Below are 18,140 nucleotides of genomic sequence, written 5' to 3' on the forward strand. Positions count from 1 at the left end.
GTTAACTGACATGCCGCCGAATGCCGCGCGCGTCAATTGCCGCGGCGATGTTATCCGCATCTCTGAGCGTCAGGATGATGAGCGGCGCCAGCATCGTCACCGGACGCACCTTGATGCCGCGCGCCGCATGCGCTTCCTTGATCGCCTGATAGCGGCCGAGAATCTCGGGCACGAAGCGCACGACGAGCCCGACCGCCAGCCCGACATCATTGGCCTGCACCAGTCCCAGCCGCTCGAGCGGGCGGGCAAGCAGCGTGATCTCGTCGATGAATTCGGCGATCGTCGTTGTCGCCGTCACGGCGGCGGCAAAGAACATCAGCGACGTCAGCCTGAGAAGCGCGACGACGGCGCCTTGCCAGGGATTGAAGGCAAGACTGAACAGCGCGACGATGCCGATCGTCAGCAGCACCGGCTTCAGCCGCTGCAGTGCCTGGGCAAAGGGAATGCCGAGCCGGAAATAGAGCATGGCACTTGCCAGCACGGCGAATGACAGCAGCGGAATATCGCGCGTGGTGAAAAGAATGATGCCGAGGATAGCCAGCACGAGCAGCTTGGCGCGCGCCGGCAGCCGGTGCATGAGGCTGTTACCCTCGACATAAAGCGATTGCATCAGCCGGCGATCTCCCGGTAGCGCCCGATCGCCTCTGCCGCCGGCGCGTCGGCGGCAAGTGCCCCCTCGTGGAAAACCAGCACGCGGCCGAAACCGGCAATCAGCTCCAGGTCATGGGTGATGACGATGGCATTCTCCGGCAGGCCCTCGATCAGCCGCTGCACCAGCGCCCGGTTCTTGAGATCCAGCTGGTTGGTCGGCTCGTCGAGGATCAGGATATCGGGGCCGGTGACGAGCACCGAGGCGAGCGCTGCGATCTGGAGTTCGCCGCCGGAAAGCTCGTGCGCCCGCCGGCTGCCGAGATGGGCCGCGTCGAAGCGCGCCAGGACGGCTTCGACCTTTGCCTCGATCTCGGATTTCGGCACGCCGCGGCTCTTCAGGCCGAAGGCGATATCATCCTTCACGATGGGCAGGATGATCTGGTTCTGCGGCTGCTGGAAGATGAAGCCGACATCGCCAAGCGCACCCCGCTCATCGGCCGTATCGCGCCCGTTGACGAGCACGCGTCCGGCCGTCGGCTTGGCAAGTCCGTTGATCAGCCGCGCGAAGGTCGTCTTGCCGGAGCCGTTCAGCCCGATCACGCCGATGCGGTTTTCGGCAAGCTGCAGCGTTAGCGGCTGCAGCGCCTGCCGCGCGCCGTAGCTGACCGCAGCGCCTTCGAAACGGATGTCCAAATTCAGTCCCTCATAGATTAGGCTCAAGCTTCTACAGCGGCGGCGCGGAAAGTGCAAAAGCGGGTGGCTAGGAAGATTTTCCGGCATATGATGAAGCCATGACGAATCTGCTCTCGAATGCCGATGCCCGCCGCGTCTTCATTGCCAAGCAGGGGCTGAGCGCACCGCCGAACCGCGCCTTGACCAAGGACGGGCTCTTGCAGCTCATCCACGATCTCGGCTTCGTGCAGGTCGACAGCATCCAGACGGTCGAGCGCGCCCATCACCAGATCCTGTTCTCCCGCAACCAGACCTACCGGCGCGAACACCTGACTTCGCTTCTGGAAAAGGACGGTGCGCTGTTCGAACACTGGACGCATGACGCCTCGATCCTGCCGAGCGCCTTCTTCAAATACTGGAAGCACAAGTTCGTCCATCAGGAGGAAGTGCTGGTCGAGCGCTGGCGCAAATGGCGTGGCGAGGGTTTTGAGGATGCCTTCGAGGAAACCTACGACCGTGTCGTGGCAAACGGCGCCATCCTCGCCCGCGAGATCAAGGCGGATGGCCATGTCTCCGGCGGCTGGTGGAACTGGCATCCGAACAAGACTGCGCTCGAATATTTCTGGCATACGGGCAAGTTCGCCATCGCCGGGCGCTCGAACTTCCAGAAGATCTACGACCTCGTGGAAAGGGTTATCCCGGACGAGTTCCGTGGGCCCGAAGTCGATCGCGAAGAGTTCATCGACTGGGCCTGCCGCAGCGCGCTGACGCGTCTCGGCTTTGCCACATCAGGCGAGATCGCCGCCTTCTGGAACCTGATTTCTCCAGAAGCCGCCAAAGCCTGGGTTGTCGCCCATCGCGACGAACTCACCGAGGTGATCATTGAACCGGCGCTCGGCGGCAAACCGCGCCCGTCCTGGGCGCTTGCCGAATTCCCGGCCACGATAGACGGCTATCCGGATGCGCCGCCCCGCATCCGCGTGCTCAGCCCCTTCGACCCGATGATCCGCGACCGCAACCGCACCGAACGCCTCTTCGGCTTCTTCTACCGCATCGAGATCTTCGTTCCGGAGCCGAAGCGTGAATATGGCTACTACGTCTTCCCGCTGCTCGAAGGCGACAGGCTCATTGGCCGGATCGACATGAAGGCTGACAGGAAGAAGGGCACGCTGGATGTGAAGCGTCTGTGGCTGGAGCCGGGTGTGCGGGGCTCGGCCGGACGTCTCAACAGGCTCGCTGCCGAGCTCGACCGCGTCGCCCGCTTTGCCGGCGTGGAGCGCGTGATCCTTGCCAATGGCTGGCTCGGGTAGTTGATGCCAGTCGTTTGAATTTTAAGCAGTTTTTTCGAAATTACCCGGCGTTAATCTTGACGCCGGTTTACCATGCCCATGCCAAACTTGTTAAGCACCGTTCCCCTACGGTTGGCGCATGAAAACGCACCTCATCAGATATGCCGCATGGTTGGCTTGGAACGACCTGGGCCGCAGGGTCAGGGCTCTGATCCGCAACCGCCGCGACGCCCGTGCCGCGGCGGCCTCAACGCTCTCGCCGGGCGAACAGCGAGAGCCGATGAAGCCGGTCGCGGTAAAGTCGGCGCTGATCGACGCGGTTTATTTCAGTCAGGAGGATGGCCGTCTTCGCGTCTGCCTCAGCAATGGCGAGGACCGGACCTTCGAGGGCGTCAACGAGGCGCATGTGATTGCCATGGTCACCTCGCAGTCGCCGGGCAAGTATTACATGCGCAACGTCCGCCCCCGCTTCAAGCGTATCGCCGCCTGAGCGCGGGCGAATAGGCGCATTTTCTGTGATCAGCCGAGTTCAGTCTTGGTGATCTTGATCCCAAAACCCTCGAGCCCGACGTAATGCCGCTCGCGGCTGGTCAGAAGCTTGATCGAGGTCACGCCGAGATCCTTCAGGATCTGTGCGCCGAGACCGATTTCCAGCCATTCGCTCTCGCGCGTTGCTGCTTCGGCATGCGCCTCGCGGCCCTGGCTGCGAGCCTTGCGGCCGTTGTCGATATGGCCGACACCGACGGAGCCTTCGCGTAGATAGACGATGATGCCGCGGCCTTCCTCGGCGATCTTCTGCATGTAGTGGTCGACAGGGCTCTTCTTGCCGAACAGATCTTCGGCAACATTCTCCGGATGCAGGCGCACCGGAATGTCGATGCCGTCGCGGATGTCGCCGAAGACGACTGCGAGATGCTGCATCGGATCCCAGGGAAGCGAATAGGTATGGGCCTTGGCCTTGCCGAACGGGGTTTCGATCTCGAAGCTCGCGCCGAGCTCGATCAGCGTTTCCTTGCGCTGGCGGTAGGCGATCAGGTCGGCAACCGACACCTGCTTGAGGCCGTATTCCTCCGCAAAGCTGCTTACCTGCGGACCGCGCATGACGGTGCCGTTGTCGTTGACGAGCTCGCTGATCACGCCGATCAGCGGCAGGCCGGCAAGCCTGCAGAGATCGACGGCTGCTTCAGTATGGCCGGAACGCATCAGCACGCCGCCCTCGCGGGCAACCAGCGGGAAAATGTGGCCCGGCCGGACGAAATCGGCAGCACCCACATTCGGGTTGGCAAGATTGCGCACCGTCAGCGTCCGGTCGTCGGCAGAGATGCCCGTCGTCGTGCCGTGCTTGAAGTCGACCGAGACCGTGAAGGCCGTCGTATGCGCCGAGTCGTTTTCGGCGACCATGGCATTCAGGTTCAGGCGCTTGGCCTCTTCCTTCGGCATCGGCGTGCAGACGATGCCCGAGGTGTGGCGCACGATGAAGGCCATCTTCTCCGGCGTACAGTGGACGGCGGCGACGATCAGGTCGCCTTCGTTCTCGCGGTCGTCGTCATCCATGACAACGACGATTTCGCCGGCTTCGAAGGCCCGGATGGCATCGACGACGCGCTTCTGGTCATAAGGCATGGAGCAATTCCTATTTCAGCCGGCCGGTCTGGCCACGGTCGCGGAGGTAATGATCTGCAATGGCGCAGGCAACCATCGCCTCGCCGATCGGCACGGCGCGGATGCCGACGCAGGGGTCGTGACGGCCCTTGGTGCGGATATCGACATTCTTGCCGTCGGCATCGATCGACTGGCGCTCGGTCAGGATCGAGGAAGTCGGCTTGATGGCGAAGCGGGCGATGACAGGCTGGCCAGTGGAAATGCCGCCGAGGATGCCGCCTGCGTGGTTGGAGAGGAACAGCGGATTGCCGTCATTGCCCATCCGCATCTCGTCGGCATTCTCCTCGCCGGTGATTTCGGCCGCGCCGAAGCCGTTGCCGATCTCGACGCCCTTGACGGCATTGATCGACATCAGCAGCGATGCGATGTCCTGGTCGAGCTTGGCATAAATCGGTGCGCCGAGACCGGCCGGAACGCCTTCGGCAATGACCTCGACCACGGCGCCGACGGATGAGCCGCTCTTGCGGATGCCGTCGAGATATTCTTCCCAGACGGGCACGATAGCGGCATCGGGCGCGAAGAACGGGTTCTGGTCGACCTGAGCCCAATCCCAGTTCTGACGGTTGATCTTGTGCTTGCCGATTTGGATCAGCGCGGCGCGCACCTTCATCTCAGGCACGACGAGGCGGGCAATGCCGCCGGCGGCCACACGGGCCGCAGTCTCGCGCGCCGAGGAGCGCCCGCCGCCGCGATAGTCGCGGATCCCGTATTTGACGTCATAGGTATAGTCGGCATGGCCCGGGCGGTACTGGCGGGCGATTTCGCCGTAGTCCTTGGAGCGCTGGTCGGTATTCTCGATCAGCATCGAGATCGGCGTACCCGTGGTGATCATCGTCTCGCCATCGGCATCCAGCATCACGCCGGAGAGAACCTTGACCAGATCGTCCTCGCGGCGCTGCGTCACGAAACGCGACTGGCCGGGTTTGCGCTTGTCGAGCCAGACCTGAATGTCCTCGAGCTTGAAGCGCAGGCCGGGCGGCGTGCCATCGACGACGCAGCCGAGTGCCGGACCGTGGCTTTCGCCCCAGGTCGTGACGCGGAAAAGATGACCGAATGTGTTGTGCGACATGTGTTACCGACCAATGGGCGCCGCCTAGGCCGTCGCCGGCAGCGCCAGACTTCCAGAAATTCGCGGTCACTCATAGGCCAAAAAGCAAAGCGGGCAAACGCCTTTCTTTGCCGAAAAGCGGCGCAATCTGAGAATGATGTTTCTGCAATTTGGAAACGATGGGCTTTACGAGGCGAGGCGCCAGGCGGTGCCGAGTGCGGCCTGCGTGAAGTCTTCGAAGGCAAGCGGCCGCGAGAAGGCATAGCCCTGCAGGATATCGCAGCCGAGATCGCGCAGCATGTCGGCATGGTCGATGCTCTCGACGCCTTCTGCCACAGTCTCGACGCCAAGCGAGCGGGCGATATCGATGATCGAGCGCACCAGCGTGCGTTCCTGCGAGGAGTGAAGGATCGGCTGCACCAGCTGGCGGTCGATCTTCAGCCGCTTCGGCTTCAGTTTCAGGAGCGAGACGATCGAGGTGTGGCCGGTGCCGAAATCGTCGATCTCGATGTCGATGCCGAGCGCCTTGATCCGGTCGAGGTTCTGGGCGGCGACGTCTTCGCTCTCGTCTAGGAAGATCGATTCCACCAGCTCGAAGGACAGTTCGCCCGGGCGGATATGCAGGTGGCTGAGCGACTCGAAGAGGCTGCCGTCATGCAGGCGCCGCGCCGAGACGTTGACCGAGACCTGCGGCACCAGGAGACCATGGGCCGCCCAGCGCATCTTGTCCTTCAGCGCGGTTTCCAGGACGATGCTGTCAAGCGTCTGCACCACGTTGATCTCGTCGGCAATCCGCAGGAACTTGTCCGGCGTCAGCACGCCGCGGGTCGGATGGTGCCAGCGCACCAGCGCTTCGACGCCGGTCAGCTTCATCGAGCGGGCGCAGAACTGCGGCTGATACCAGGCGGTGAACTCGTTGTTGTCGATACCGGCGAGGATCTCGTCGGCCGTGCGCTTGTTGTTGATGATGTCGGCCTGGAGGTTCTGGTTGAAGAACTCGTAGCGGTTCCGGCCCATGCTCTTGGCGCGGTAGAGCGCGATATCGGCATTGATCAGCATCTTGCGCGCATCGACATGGATGCCGTTGGCAAGCGCGATGCCGATCGACACGCCGCAGCGGCACGAGAAGCCCTGGAAGTCGATCGGCTGGCGCATTTCCTCGATGACGCGGCCTGCTAGTTCGGCCATATCGACGTCGCTGACATCATGCGCCAGGATCACGAACTCGTCGCCACCGATGCGCGCCACGAGATCGCTGCCGCGCACATTCTTCGACAGCACCTTGGAAGCGTGCACCAGCATCGCATCGCCGGCGGCGTGGCCGAGCGTGTCGTTGATTTCCTTGAAGCGGTCGAGGTCGATATGCAGGATCGCGAATTTCTGGCGCTGCGAGCGCGCGTCGATCGTCAGGCTTTCCAGCGCGATATCGATCTTGCGGCGGTTGGCGAGGCCGGTCAGCGGGTCATGCAGCGAATTGTGCTCGATGCGGTTCTTGGCAAGTTCAAGCTCGATATTCTTGGCAACCGCCTCGTCCTTGGCGGCCTTGAGCTCGGCCGTCAGCAGCGCGTCCTCGGTGACGTCGAAGGCAACGCCGATGACCTTGGTGGCGCCCGAGGGCGTCTGGTGCACCTTGCCGGTGGAGCGGACGTAGCGCACGCCGCCGTCGGGGCAGGGGACGCGGCAAATCAGCGTATGGGTGTCGCCCGGCTGGTTGAAGAAGCGCGACGCCTCGACCGCAGCCGCGCGATCGTCCGGATGGATGCAGGAGAGCCAGAGATCTTCGGTGACGAAGCCGTTGCGCGGAGCCAGGCCGTAGAGCTCGTGCATGCGCTCGTCCCAGAGCGAACCCTGGTTGCCGACCGTGGCATCCCAGATGCCGCACTGATAGGCATCGAGCGCCAGATCCAGCTTGCCGGACACTTCGGTCAACTCGGCCTCGCGGCGTGAAATCTCGTCGAGCGCCAGCTCCAGCTCGGCATTCTTGATGTCGCTGGTGTTCTTTGCCCGGCGCAGCGTGTCGGCCGCTTCCGCATCGGCGGTCACATCGGCGACGATGCCGATCGTCCGGCCAACACCGCCGGCGTCGGTATAGAACGAGCCGACTGAGCGCAGATGGCGGACCGTGCCGTCTGCGAGGAAGATGCGGTACTGCGCGGTGCAGGAAGTGCCCGCCACGCTGCAATTGAAGAAATGCGCCTCGGCGATCGGCCGGTCTTCGGCCGCGATCTTCGAAAGCCAGCTTTCCAGCGGGTGGCTTCCTTCGCCGGTCCCTTCGCCGTGCAGCGCCGAAGCGCGGCCGTCCCAATAGAGACTGTGGCCGCCGTCCTCGAGTTCCCAGATGCCGATATTGGAGGAATCGAGCGCCAGATTGAGGCGCTGCGAAAGCTCGAGCAGCTTCACCTCGCGGCGTTCCAGCTGCGAGATGTTGCGGTTGCGCTCGCCGAGCAGCAGGGTTGCGAAGAAGATCGGGATGATGATCACGCAACCGGCGGTGATGATGATCACCCTGAGCTGCGACTGGTTCGGCGGCGCTTCCTCCCAGCCGGTCATCGGCACGGCCGACAGCTCCCAGCGTCCGCCGGCAAAGGCGATCTTGCGGCGCAGCGGCTGCTTGTCGAAAACATCGGTGTCGCCGAAGAAGGGTGCTGCCGAATCGGCCGCTGCCGTCCCAAGATCGCGAACCGCGATCGCCAGGTGATCAAGATGCGGATAGCGCTCCTGGTTCTCGCTGTTGCGCGCCGGCTTCAGGCCGGTGTTCTCATAAAACATGTCGCGGTCGATGGTGACCTCGACAGCGCCCCAGATCTTCCGCTGCCCATCTTCCTTGACGAAGATCGGGAAGAAGATCGCAAACGCATCCTTGCCTTCGGATGTCTTGATCGGGCCGTAGAAGCGCGCCTGCTGGTCGCCGGTATTGCGGGCGACCGATTGCATGCCCGAAAGCACTTCGCGCACATCCTTGCCGATCCGCGACTTGTTGGACTGCGGCGGGTAGACGTTCCTGACGACGAAGCCGGGGGCGACGGCCACATTGATGAAATGCGGGTTCTGGATCAGCAGCCAGTTGATCTGCCGCTCCATCTCTTCGGCATTCGTGCGGGCGCTCAGCGAAATCATGTTGGAGAGGTCGCGGACGATGGTGATGTCCATGTTGATCTGTGCAGCCATGCGGGCGCGAATCAGATTAGTCTCGTTTTCCGTGCGGATCTGCAACTCGCGCAGATGCGCGGCAGTATTGGCGCGATCAAGGGTGATGCCGACAGCAACGATCATGAACGCTACAAAGCCGGAGACCAGCAGCGAAAGCCATGTATTCTTGAAAATTCGCCGCAGTTGCCTGTTGCCGCCCAGCCGGAAAAGCAAAATCAGTCTCCCTTGTTTAACGGCAACTGTAAGAGGAACTTGTTAATTTACGATTTCCTGCAATTTTATATTTCGGACGCCAAAAGAACCCGGGGATAATGGTTAATCACTGCTGCTGATTATTGTTAAAATGCTATTCATCAATTGGGCGGCGAAAGCCATTGTTCCGGGCAATTTTTGCCATATTCAGAGGGTTATCTGTGTTCCATAAGATTTTTGAGTCGAGTGTGAAGAGGGTCGCCGCGATGCGTTTTTTTGTTGCCACGCTGTTGGCCACCGCAAGTTTCCTGTCGCCGATCAGCGGTTTCGCTGAGAGCGCCGACGTCGAAGCGACGATCAAGAAGGTCGATACGGCCAATCTCAGCCTGACGCTCGACGACGGCAAAACCTATCAGGCGCCGGAAGAATTCAATTTCGATGGTCTGAAGGCCGGCGTGAAGGTCGTGATCTTCTATACTGAGGTCGACGGCAAGCGCGTCATCAACGACCTCGATATCGTCCAGTAACCGGGATCAGATCCAGCCGATCAGCCGTTCCGCCCTGTCGATCTTCAAGATCCGGTCCTGCGGAATGTCGCCTTCGGCGGCTTCGTGCTTCGGCACATCGGCAATCATCTTGAAAAGACTGCGAATGACGCCGCCATGCGTCACGCAAACTGTTGGTTTATCAACGGAATTTAGCCAGGACGCAATCCGCCACGACATGATCTCGTAGCTCTCGGCGTCGTCGCCGGGCGGAATGAAATCCCATTTGTTGAGGTTGCGCTCGGTGACGCGATCACGCTGCGTCGCCTTCAGTTCCTTGATCGTCGAGCCTTCCCAGTCACCAAAGGAAACCTCCACCAGCCGCTCGTCGGTGCGGTAGGCCTTGGGATCGACGCCCATGGCCTCGCGGATAATCTCCATCGTCTGGCGGGTGCGGGTCAACGGGCTGGCAACGAAGTCGAAGGCAATGCCTTCGACCTTCAGAATCTCTGCGAGATCGATGCCGTTCAGCCGCGCTTGTTCGCGGCCAATGGGGTTCAGCGGAATGTCCTTCTGTCCCTGGAGACGGCGTTCGGCATTCCAATCGGTCTGGCCGTGTCGGACCACATAGATAAGCACGGCATGTCCCGTTTCTTGGAGTTCGGTCAGTCCTTGATAACCGAAATATCCGGCGCGTCCACAGCCTTCATGCCGATGACATGGTAGCCGCTGTCGGCGTGGTGAACTTCACCGGTGACCGAGCGCGACAAGTCGGACAGCATGTAGAGGCCGACGTCGCCGACTTCCTCGATGGTCACGGTGCGGCGCAGCGGCGCGTTGTACTCGTTCCACTTCAGGATGTAGCGGAAGTCGCCGATGCCGGATGCGGCGAGCGTCTTGATCGGGCCAGCGGAGATCGCGTTGACGCGGATGTTCTTCGGTCCGAGGTCGACGGCCAGATACTTGACGCTGGCTTCGAGGGCAGCCTTGGCGACGCCCATGACGTTGTAGTTCGGCATCACCTTCTCGGCACCGTAGTAGGTGAGGGTGAGCAGCGAACCGCCATCCGTCATCAGCTTCTCAGCGCGGCGTGCGACCGAGGTGAAGGAGAAGACGGAGATCTGCATCGTCTTGTTGAAATTGTCGGCAGAGGTATCCACATAACGGCCGGTCAGCTCGTCCTTGTCGGAGAAGCCGATGGCGTGAACGACGAAGTCGATCTTGCCCCACATCTTTTCGACATTGGCGAAGACTTCATCGATGGTGGATTCGTCGGAGACATCACAGTGGCCGGCCAGAACGCCGCCGAGTTCGGCAGCCAGCGGCTCGACGCGCTTCTTCAGCGCTTCGCCCTGATAGGTAAAGGCGATTTCGCCGCCCTGTGCATGAATGGCCTTCGCAATGCCCCACGCGATCGAGCGATTGTTCGCAACGCCCATGATGACGCCGCGCTTGCCTGACATGAGGCCTGTTGCTTGAGCCATATTTTGCCCCCTAATGAACCAATTCAAACGTGCCTATGGCATAGGCAGCTAATCGGTTCAAGATTGCGAGCAATCATCAACTGTTAGGGATCGTAACAAAGGGTGCTCTTGTCACAAAAATTTCACAGGAAAAGCCCTTCGCGCATGCTTCTCATCAGGTCGGTGACCTTATCGTCTGGTTTTTCCCACAGAATAATGCGCAACTCGACGACGAGATCGCCCTTCGCGCCGTTGCCGTCAGGCAGTCCCTGGTTCTGGACGCGGATCGATTTGTCCGAACCGGACCAAGCCGGAACGCTGACCCGGACCTTGCCGTCGGGACCATCGATCTCGGCTTCCGTGCCAAGCACGGCGTTCTCGATGGTCAGCGGCAGAACGGTGTGCAGGTCGTAGCCGTGCACAGTAAACTTCGGGTCGGATGCGATGCGCACGCTGATCACGGCGTCGCCGCGCTGCATGTTCGGCAGTTTCAGCCCCTGTCCCTTAAGGCGAACCTGCTGTCCGTCTGTTGTCCCTGAGGAAAGCGTGAAGCTCGCCTCCTGGGCTTCGCCCAGCGGAACGGTGATCCGGTTGCCTTTCAGGATGTCTTCGATCGTCACCGTCGCCTGGGCAAACTGGTCCGGCGCCTTTTCGGGTGCCGGGGCGGCACCGGTGAACCGGCGCACCAGCGATGTCAGAATGCTGAAGGGCTGCAATATGTTGGCTGCTGCTGCAGCGGCATTCGCGTCGGCATTGTCGCCATCCGGCTTGGTCGCGTCCGGCTCGCTCTTGGCAGCCTCGGGTTCGGTAGGTTTTGCCTTTGCCTGCGATTGTGCCTGCTGCTGGGCCTGGCCCGTTGCGCCGGCGCCCGCAGTCTTGGCCTGCGCGTTCGCGCCGAAAATGCGCTCGACGACGTCTTCTGCACTTTCGGAGCCGGCTGCCTTCTGCTTCTGCGCTTCCTCCGCCGCTGCTTTCGCCGCCTTCTGGGCGTTGGCGCGCGCCAGTTCTTCCATCACACGCTCGGCATTCTCCTGCGCCTGTTTGGCACGGATAGCCGCTTCGCGCGCTGCCTGGCGCTGCTGCATGATGGTTTCGCCGCTGACTTTTGCCGCCGCCATGCGCGCCGCCGTGTCGAAGAGGCTGCGCTTCTTCGGATCCTTCAGCGTCTCATAGGCGCGGCCGACCTCGGCAAAACGCGCCGTGGCGTTCGGGTCGCTCTGATTGTGGTCAGGATGGACCGCCTTAGCCATATTGCGCCAAGCGGCCTTGATTTCGTCAGCTCCTGCGTCCCTCTGGACGCCCAAAACCTTATATGGATCGCGCATAGTAATCCGCCGGTGTCCGATCCGGCTGCCACCCTTTGGCAGCCGAAAGCCCAATAACAACTCTTTGCGCGCCATCCGGTTCAACCGGACCTCGCGCTTATGGGCTGGATCGTGCGGGAGAGTTGCTAATCACTTGTTATTTTCGCCGCCGGTGTCGGTGGCTTTCGCGGCAAATGGTTATCGTTCTGCTAAGCATTGTCATGCCGCCGCCGCGCGCATTAAGCATTCCTGTGGAAAAGGTTCAGCCTTCCGGCTGGAAGCTCAGAAGCTGCCAGTTGCCGCCACCGACCAGGCAGGTCTTGCCCATGAACTTGGCGATGCCGTCATAGGAATGACGGGTGGTGCGGAACTGCCGGCAGACCTGGCCGGAATCGTTGTTCTCGACGATCGTGTCGATCACGCCCGCACTGCCGGTCGAGGCATTGGCCCAGGCCAGCGGTTGCGCGCCGACCTTGCCGACATCGGCAGAGGTCACGGCGTTGCGCACGGTCATTTCGTCTGAAAGCGTATCGGTGCTCGGCGGATTCTGCGGCACGGTACCGGTCGAGACGGAGCGGTCGACCTTGGAATCGCTGAGGAAGTCAAAACCACCGGTCATGCAGCCTGACAGCGAGAATGTCGCCATGCCGATGAGAAGGAGCGAACCACTGCGGCGCAGGAAGCCCTTTGTATGGTGAGTTGACTTTGCTATGACTTCCACCCTGTGTCCTGTCCAGTCGTGAATAGCTGGGCATTTAACCTGATAACCCGGGGCATTTGAGCTAATATGTCGGCAAATGAGTTAACAAGCAGTGACTTTACCGAACGCGGCGAACCATTCAAGCTTTTCGCGGAATGGCTGAAGGAAGCCGAGGCTTCGGAGGTCAACGATCCCAATGCCGTCGCGCTGGCAACCGTCGATGAGGCTGGTCTTCCCAATGTCCGCATGGTCCTCCTGAAGGGATTCGATACCGCAGGCTTCGTGTTCTACACCAATTTCGAGAGCCAGAAAGGTCGCGAAATCTTGGGACAGCAAAAGGCGGCCATGTGCTTCCATTGGAAGACGCTGCGCCGCCAGGTGCGTTTGCGTGGTCCGGTGGAAGTCGTAACCGACGAAGAGGCCGACGTCTATTTTAAATCGCGCGCCCGCGGCAGCCGCATCGGTGCCTGGGCCTCGAAACAGTCCCGTCCGCTCGAAAGCCGTTTCGCACTCGAGAAGTCGGTTGCCGAATATACCGCCCGCTATGCGATCGGTGAAATTCCCCGCCCGTCCTACTGGTCCGGTTTCCGCATCAAGCCTGTCAGCATCGAGTTCTGGAAAGACCAGAATTTCCGTCTCCACGACCGCATCGAGTTCCGCCGTGCGGAGCCTGAGGGCGATTGGGAAAAGGTCCGGATGTATCCGTAACCTCTTATTTCCCCATCAGTTTCAGGGGAATGCCTGAGGCCAGCGCCGAAACATAGCGAGGCTTCTGGTAGAGACCGTTCAGCGACAGACGCGGCAGGTAATGGGTGCTACCGGATAGCCCGGCCTTTATAACGCCGGGCTGCGTCGTCACGGACACCGTGAAGCCGAGGCCGGCGGCGATTGCCGCCTCGCGTTGCGTCGCCGCCTCCCGGGTGCCGTAAGGAAAAGCGATCGTCACGGGCCGATGGCCGGTGACCACTTCTACGTGATCGGCCGAAATCAGCATCTCCTCACGGGCGTCGGCTTCGGGCAGCCGGGCGAGCGCCCGGTGGCTGATCGTATGCGCGCCGAGCGAAGCGAGGGGGCTCGCTTCCAGCAGATTGAGCTCGGCCTCGCCCATCACCAGATCGTCGACGATGCCGAGCGGATCGATCTCGTGCTGCCGCGCCAGCGCGTCGAGCCGCGTGATTGCCGCCGTTTCGTCAGTGCTATGGAGAAAGGCGGCAAATCTCGCGAATGCCGCGTATTGATCGGCCGGATTTTCGAGCTTGCGTATCTCGTCGCCGCTGCCGAAATCGAAATGCAGCAGATCGGCGCGGCGCAACAGCAGCGTCAGCGTTTCCCACCAGATACTGTGCGTGCGCTCGGTCAGGCCCTTGGCCACGAAGATCGTGAACGGCGCCTCGTGCTTCTCGAAGATCGGATAGGCGTGGACGAGATTGTTGCGATAACCGTCGTCGAGTGTGAGGGCGGCAAACGGCGCATCGTCTGCCGGTGCAGAGAGCAGGGCAGGGACGTCCGAAAGCGCCACGAAGCGATATCCGTCCTTCGTCAGCCGCGACAGCGCCGCATCGAGGAATTCCGGCGTGATTTCGAGATGCGCATTGGGTTCGAAGTCATGCGCCTCGTAGGGGCGGACATGGTGCAGGGTAAAGATGGCGCCACGGCCGCGCGCGCCGCGCATCAGCCGCGTAGCGCTGATCAGATGCGCCGCTTCAAGGCCGGCGGTGATGGCGGCCTTTTTCGCCCTTTTTTTCCACAATCCCTGCATGTCAGCTCCGTGAAAGGTCCGGACCCTACCAATTCTGGTGTTAAACCTTGCTGAAGATTGCTTTTCGGACTGAAATCTTTACGTTTCCTTCACCACGGGTGGAAAAAACTCAGAGAACCAGTGTTCGTTGCCTCAAAGTCGCGCCAAAGTGCGGGCTTCTGTCACAGAACGGGACACATTTTGGCAATGCTGCGCGCGCGTGGCACCTAGAGGGGAAATCCATGAACAGGCTGTTGGCCACACTCTTGACTGCGACGCTTGCCTTTTCGGCACCCGTTGCGGCGATCGCCGGCAACGCCTCTTTCATCCTCGATGCCCGAACCGGCAAGGTCCTCGCTTCCGAAAATGCCGACGTGCTGAATCACCCGGCATCGCTGACCAAGATGATGACCCTCTATCTTGCCTTCGAAGCGATCAATCGCGGCAAGCTCAGCTGGGATAGCCAGATCGTCATGTCGAAATATGCCGCGAGCCGCCCGCCGACGAAACTCGGCGTTCGCCCCGGCGGCACGATCACCGTGCGCGAAGCGGTCTATGGCATGATCGTCAAGTCGGCCAACGACGCTGCCGCTGCCATGGGCGAGAAGCTTGGCGGTTCGGAAAGCAACTTTGCCCGGCTGATGACGCAGAAGGCCCGGCAGCTCGGCATGAGCCGCACCACCTTCTACAATGCCTCGGGCCTTCCCGACGCCCGTCAGGTGACGACGGCCCGCGACATGTCGACCCTCGGCGTGGCGCTGATCCGCAATTTCCCGAAGGAATACCAGCTCTTCTCGGCCGCCTCCTTCAATTTCCGCGGCAAGACGATCCGCGGCCACAACAATCTCATGTACCGCTATGAAGGCATGGATGGCATCAAGACCGGCTATACCAATGCCTCCGGCTTCAATCTCGTCAGCGCCGTGCGCGATGGCAACCGCCGCGTCGTCGGCGTCGTTCTCGGCGGCCGGACGGCCCGCAGCCGCGATGCCCAGATGGCAGCACTGCTCGACAAGTATCTCGACCGCGCATCGGGTGGTGCCAAGCTGGTTGCCAGTGCCGGCGGCAAGCCGCAGCCGGCAGCTCCGGTTGAAGTCGCTTCCGCTGCCGATGACGGCGATCTGCCGGTTCCGGTGAACGCACCGCGCGCCCAGGGCGATGCCGAGGCGATCCCCTTCGCGCTCGGCTATAGTGGCACCACAGTTCCGCTCGACCGCCCGGCTGCTCTCGACAAGATGGGCAAGGGCGGCAAGCTGCAGGCGTCGGCGAGCGGCTGGCAGATCCAGATCTCCGCAGCACCAAGCGCCGAGGCCGCACAGGCACTGCTCGCGCAGGCCAAGACCGAAGGCGGTGCAGCTCTGAAATCTGCTTCGCCGCTGACCCAGGCCGTCGGCTCCGGCGCAAGCGCCGTCTACCGCGCCCGCTTCACCGGTTTCGGCAGCCGCGATGCCGCCGCCGCTGCCTGCGATGCCCTGAAGAAGCGCTCCTATGACTGCGTGATGGTCGGCGGCAACGGCTGATCTAGACTGGACAACAGCCAGGAATCACGGTTCTCCTTCGTGAGTACGGAAGGAGAACGAAATGCTTTCAGATCTTGCCGAGAAATTCGAGGCGGCCTCGAAGGCCTATGCCGCGGCAAACGGCGTGGAGCGCGATCCCGACTGGTTTCTGCTCAAGCTTCAAGAAGAGATGGGTGAACTCACCCAGGCCTGGAACCGCCTGACGGGGAGGGGACGCGCCAAGGGCCGGACATCCGCCGAGATGAAGCAGGACCTCGCCGACGAGACCGCCGATCTCCTCGGCCACATCCTCCTCTTTGCCCACTACAACGGCATCGACCTCGTGCCCTCCGTCGAGCGGAAATGGCTGTTTAGGCCGTGAATACGCGGAGTTACTTGCCGAGTGCCCGCCGGTAGAATTTGCTATCGACGCCCATGGCAGGGAAGGCGCGGGGGAGGTCGTTCCGGCTGATCTCGCTGAACCCGTTCTTTTCGTAGAACCGGTGGGCGGCGAGGAACCCGTCCGTGGTGCCGAGGAAGATATCGGTGATCTCATGCTCCCCGGCATGCGCAAGGAGCGCGTCGAGCAGGCGGGCGGCGACATTGTGCTCGCGGCCGCGTACATGGGCCGCCACGAACATCTTGCGCAACGCCGTCTGGTTATTGCCGATATCCTTGAGGCCGAGCGTCCCGACGATCGTTCCGTCGAGTTCGGCGACCCAGAACTGCCCCTTGCGGGCCTGGTAGAAGTCGGGGATCACTGCCAGATCCGGCTGGTCGTCGGCGGTGATGGCGATGCCGAATTCATCCCGCTGGATCGGCAGGATCACCGAGAAGACGCCGTCGATGTCGGCGATGGCAAAGGGCCGTATCAGGATCTCGCTCATCGCCGTCTCCTGAGGTTGTTAGGTTTGCGTACCGCCAACGGTAACCTGGTCCATGCGCAGATGCGGCTGGCCGACGCCGACGGGCACCCACTGGCCGCCCTTGCCGCAATTGCCGATGCCGGTATCGAGCTTCATGTCGTTGCCGACCATGGAGATGCGCTTCATCGCATCAGGACCATTGCCGATCAGCATCGCGCCCTTGATCGGCGCGCCGATCTTGCCGTTTTCGATCAGGTAGGCCTCGGTGCAGCCGAAAACGAACTTGCCCGAGGTGATATCCACCTGGCCGCCGCCGAAAGAGACAGCGTAGATGCCCTTCTTGACCGATGAAATGATCTCCTCAGGCGTCTTGTCGCCGCCGAGCATATAGGTGTTGGTCATGCGCGGCATCGGAACATGAGCATAGCCCTGGCGGCGCCCGTTGCCGGTCGCCTTCATGCCCATCAGCCGGGCATTCTGCCGGTCCTGCATGTAGCCGACGAGCTTGCCGTTCTCGATCAGCACGTTATAGGCCGAAGGCGTGCCTTCGTCGTCGATGGTGATCGAGCCGCGGCGGTTGTCGATCGTACCGTCGTCGACGACAGTGACGCCGGGAGCGGCGACCATCTGTCCGAGCAGGCCGGCAAAGGCCGAGGTCTTCTTCCTGTTGAAATCGCCTTCCAGACCGTGGCCGACAGCCTCGTGCAGCATGACGCCGGGCCAGCCGGAGCCGAGCACCACATCCATCGTGCCTGCGGGCGCTTCGATGGCTTCGAGATTGACCAGCGCCTGGCGCAGCGCCTCGTCGGCGCCCGTCTGCCAGCTGCCCTCGGTGATGAAATCGCCGAAGCCGATGCGCCCGCCGGATCCGTAGGAGCCGCTCTCCTGCCGGTCGCCTTCACCCACCATGACTGAGATGTTGATGCGGGTCATCGGCCGAATGTCGCGGACGCGGTGGCCGTCGGCACGCAGGATATCGACGACCTGCCAGCTGGCGGCAACCGAAGCCGTCACCTGCCGCACCTTGTCGTCCTTGCCGCGCAGATAGGCGTCGATATCGGTCAGCACCTTCACCTTCTCTTCGAAGGAGGGCGAGCCGATCGGATTTTCGTCGTTGTAGAATTTCTTGTTGGTGCCCTGGGGGGCGGCGGCGTAGCTGCCGGAATAGCCGCGGGCAACGGCGCCGACGGCATCGGCGGCGCGCTTCAGCGCCGAAACCGAGAGGTCGCCTGCATGAGCATAACCGACCGCTTCGCCAGCCACGGCGCGCAGGCCGAAACCCTGCTCGGTATTGAAGCTGCCGCCCTTGAGGCGGCCGTTGTCGAACATCAGCGATTCCGCCTGCGCATGCTCGATGTAGAGCTCGCCGTCATCGGAGCCGGAAAGCGCTTCGGCCACGAGCTTGCGCATCGTCGCTTCGTCGGCATCGAAGAGCGTCAGGAGGTCGGTATTCATGATGGTATGCTCCGCTTCAAAGCTGC

Annotated in this window: 18 protein-coding genes; 6 read left to right on the forward strand and 12 right to left on the reverse strand. The window is 61.9% G+C overall.

Going from position 1 to position 18,140, the window contains the following annotated elements:
- Position 1 precedes the first annotated feature (1 nt).
- Both AC1DNK_RS03855 and AC1DNK_RS03860 read right to left on the reverse strand, forming a co-directional pair.
- Complete coding sequence (locus AC1DNK_RS03855) at positions 2-610, reverse strand: energy-coupling factor transporter transmembrane component T family protein (RefSeq protein WP_477939400.1); 609 nt, start codon at positions 608-610, stop codon at positions 2-4.
- A complete protein-coding gene (locus AC1DNK_RS03860) occupies positions 610-1,284 on the reverse strand; it encodes an energy-coupling factor ABC transporter ATP-binding protein (RefSeq protein WP_477939401.1) in 675 nt (224 codons plus the stop codon). The genes AC1DNK_RS03855 and AC1DNK_RS03860 overlap by 1 nt, the downstream gene beginning before the upstream one ends.
- A gap of 98 nt (positions 1,285-1,382) precedes the next feature.
- Here AC1DNK_RS03860 and AC1DNK_RS03865 point away from each other — a divergent pair, with 98 nt between their 5' ends.
- Positions 1,383-2,573: a winged helix-turn-helix domain-containing protein gene (locus AC1DNK_RS03865; RefSeq protein WP_477939403.1), complete on the forward strand. Its 1,191-nt coding sequence runs from the start codon at positions 1,383-1,385 to the stop codon at positions 2,571-2,573.
- A 118-nt stretch (positions 2,574-2,691) separates the two neighbouring features.
- Positions 2,692-3,042, forward strand: coding sequence for a KTSC domain-containing protein (locus AC1DNK_RS03870; RefSeq protein ID WP_112537153.1), 351 nt, complete (start codon positions 2,692-2,694; stop codon positions 3,040-3,042).
- 29 nt (positions 3,043-3,071) lie between these two features.
- Here the strand turns inward: AC1DNK_RS03870 and ribB are convergent, their stop codons facing one another.
- The 3 genes from ribB to AC1DNK_RS03885 form a co-directional block, all read right to left on the reverse strand.
- On the reverse strand, positions 3,072-4,175 hold the full coding sequence (ribB, locus tag AC1DNK_RS03875; protein ID WP_477939406.1) for a 3,4-dihydroxy-2-butanone-4-phosphate synthase: 1,104 nt from the start codon (positions 4,173-4,175) through the stop codon (positions 3,072-3,074).
- Positions 4,176-4,185: 10 nt separating this feature from the next.
- On the reverse strand, positions 4,186-5,283 hold the full coding sequence (aroC, locus tag AC1DNK_RS03880; protein ID WP_112386467.1) for a chorismate synthase: 1,098 nt from the start codon (positions 5,281-5,283) through the stop codon (positions 4,186-4,188).
- Between the two features lie 165 nt (positions 5,284-5,448).
- Positions 5,449-8,625, reverse strand: coding sequence for a bifunctional diguanylate cyclase/phosphodiesterase (locus AC1DNK_RS03885; protein ID WP_477939407.1), 3,177 nt, complete (start codon positions 8,623-8,625; stop codon positions 5,449-5,451).
- Between the two features lie 245 nt (positions 8,626-8,870).
- Here AC1DNK_RS03885 and AC1DNK_RS03890 point away from each other — a divergent pair, with 245 nt between their 5' ends.
- A complete protein-coding gene (locus tag AC1DNK_RS03890; protein ID WP_112386465.1) occupies positions 8,871-9,131 on the forward strand; it encodes a DUF1344 domain-containing protein in 261 nt (86 codons plus the stop codon).
- A gap of 6 nt (positions 9,132-9,137) precedes the next feature.
- On the opposite strand, the gene AC1DNK_RS03895 is transcribed toward AC1DNK_RS03890, so the two are convergent.
- The 4 genes from AC1DNK_RS03895 to AC1DNK_RS03910 all read right to left on the reverse strand — a co-directional run bounded on the left by AC1DNK_RS03895 (position 9,138) and on the right by AC1DNK_RS03910 (position 12,577).
- The gene (locus AC1DNK_RS03895; RefSeq protein ID WP_310291923.1) at positions 9,138-9,728 is read right to left on the reverse strand and encodes a histidine phosphatase family protein; all 591 of its coding nucleotides are present in this window, start codon (positions 9,726-9,728) and stop codon (positions 9,138-9,140) included.
- Between the two features lie 26 nt (positions 9,729-9,754).
- On the reverse strand, positions 9,755-10,573 hold the full coding sequence (gene fabI / locus AC1DNK_RS03900; RefSeq protein ID WP_112386463.1) for an enoyl-ACP reductase FabI: 819 nt from the start codon (positions 10,571-10,573) through the stop codon (positions 9,755-9,757).
- 122 nt (positions 10,574-10,695) lie between these two features.
- Complete coding sequence (locus AC1DNK_RS03905) at positions 10,696-11,877, reverse strand: DnaJ C-terminal domain-containing protein (RefSeq protein ID WP_477939409.1); 1,182 nt, start codon at positions 11,875-11,877, stop codon at positions 10,696-10,698.
- 241 nt (positions 11,878-12,118) lie between these two features.
- Positions 12,119-12,577, reverse strand: coding sequence for an RT0821/Lpp0805 family surface protein (locus tag AC1DNK_RS03910; RefSeq protein WP_477939410.1), 459 nt, complete (start codon positions 12,575-12,577; stop codon positions 12,119-12,121).
- A 66-nt stretch (positions 12,578-12,643) separates the two neighbouring features.
- Here AC1DNK_RS03910 and pdxH point away from each other — a divergent pair, with 66 nt between their 5' ends.
- Positions 12,644-13,264, forward strand: a complete 621-nt coding sequence (pdxH, locus tag AC1DNK_RS03915; RefSeq protein ID WP_112386460.1) for a pyridoxamine 5'-phosphate oxidase — start codon at positions 12,644-12,646, stop codon at positions 13,262-13,264.
- A 4-nt stretch (positions 13,265-13,268) separates the two neighbouring features.
- Here the strand turns inward: pdxH and AC1DNK_RS03920 are convergent, their stop codons facing one another.
- On the reverse strand, positions 13,269-14,315 hold the full coding sequence (locus tag AC1DNK_RS03920) for a polysaccharide deacetylase family protein (protein ID WP_477939412.1): 1,047 nt from the start codon (positions 14,313-14,315) through the stop codon (positions 13,269-13,271).
- A gap of 221 nt (positions 14,316-14,536) precedes the next feature.
- Between AC1DNK_RS03920 and AC1DNK_RS03925 the strand changes: the two genes are divergently transcribed.
- Complete coding sequence (locus tag AC1DNK_RS03925) at positions 14,537-15,814, forward strand: D-alanyl-D-alanine carboxypeptidase family protein (protein WP_477939413.1); 1,278 nt, start codon at positions 14,537-14,539, stop codon at positions 15,812-15,814.
- 61 nt (positions 15,815-15,875) lie between these two features.
- Complete coding sequence (locus tag AC1DNK_RS03930) at positions 15,876-16,175, forward strand: pyrophosphohydrolase domain-containing protein (RefSeq protein WP_477939415.1); 300 nt, start codon at positions 15,876-15,878, stop codon at positions 16,173-16,175.
- A gap of 10 nt (positions 16,176-16,185) precedes the next feature.
- On the opposite strand, the gene AC1DNK_RS03935 is transcribed toward AC1DNK_RS03930, so the two are convergent.
- Together AC1DNK_RS03935 and tldD are read right to left on the reverse strand one after the other, a co-directional pair.
- Positions 16,186-16,680 (reverse strand): GNAT family N-acetyltransferase, encoded by a 495-nt coding sequence (locus AC1DNK_RS03935; RefSeq protein ID WP_477939416.1) that lies wholly within the window; start codon positions 16,678-16,680, stop codon positions 16,186-16,188.
- An 18-nt stretch (positions 16,681-16,698) separates the two neighbouring features.
- Positions 16,699-18,114, reverse strand: a complete 1,416-nt coding sequence (gene tldD, locus AC1DNK_RS03940) for a metalloprotease TldD (protein WP_477939417.1) — start codon at positions 18,112-18,114, stop codon at positions 16,699-16,701.
- Positions 18,115-18,140 lie beyond the last annotated feature (26 nt).

The organism is Rhizobium sp. 01N424 (genome assembly GCF_056399485.1).

What these genes read in the sequence shown, in the direction of transcription:
- AC1DNK_RS03855 (WP_477939400.1), bottom strand. Translation starts at nt 610, where the DNA reads ATGCAATCGCTTTATGTCGAGGGTAACAGCCTCATGCACCGGCTGCCG.
- AC1DNK_RS03865 (WP_477939403.1), top strand. Translation starts at nt 1,383, where the DNA reads ATGACGAATCTGCTCTCGAATGCCGATGCCCGCCGCGTCTTCATTGCC.
- AC1DNK_RS03870 (WP_112537153.1), top strand. Translation starts at nt 2,692, where the DNA reads ATGAAAACGCACCTCATCAGATATGCCGCATGGTTGGCTTGGAACGAC.
- ribB (WP_477939406.1), bottom strand. Translation starts at nt 4,175, where the DNA reads ATGCCTTATGACCAGAAGCGCGTCGTCGATGCCATCCGGGCCTTCGAA.
- aroC (WP_112386467.1), bottom strand. Translation starts at nt 5,283, where the DNA reads ATGTCGCACAACACATTCGGTCATCTTTTCCGCGTCACGACCTGGGGC.
- AC1DNK_RS03890 (WP_112386465.1), top strand. Translation starts at nt 8,871, where the DNA reads ATGCGTTTTTTTGTTGCCACGCTGTTGGCCACCGCAAGTTTCCTGTCG.
- fabI (WP_112386463.1), bottom strand. Translation starts at nt 10,573, where the DNA reads ATGGCTCAAGCAACAGGCCTCATGTCAGGCAAGCGCGGCGTCATCATG.
- AC1DNK_RS03905 (WP_477939409.1), bottom strand. Translation starts at nt 11,877, where the DNA reads ATGCGCGATCCATATAAGGTTTTGGGCGTCCAGAGGGACGCAGGAGCT.
- pdxH (WP_112386460.1), top strand. Translation starts at nt 12,644, where the DNA reads ATGTCGGCAAATGAGTTAACAAGCAGTGACTTTACCGAACGCGGCGAA.
- AC1DNK_RS03920 (WP_477939412.1), bottom strand. Translation starts at nt 14,315, where the DNA reads ATGCAGGGATTGTGGAAAAAAAGGGCGAAAAAGGCCGCCATCACCGCC.
- AC1DNK_RS03925 (WP_477939413.1), top strand. Translation starts at nt 14,537, where the DNA reads ATGAACAGGCTGTTGGCCACACTCTTGACTGCGACGCTTGCCTTTTCG.
- AC1DNK_RS03930 (WP_477939415.1), top strand. Translation starts at nt 15,876, where the DNA reads ATGCTTTCAGATCTTGCCGAGAAATTCGAGGCGGCCTCGAAGGCCTAT.
- AC1DNK_RS03935 (WP_477939416.1), bottom strand. Translation starts at nt 16,680, where the DNA reads ATGAGCGAGATCCTGATACGGCCCTTTGCCATCGCCGACATCGACGGC.
- tldD (WP_477939417.1), bottom strand. Translation starts at nt 18,114, where the DNA reads ATGAATACCGACCTCCTGACGCTCTTCGATGCCGACGAAGCGACGATG.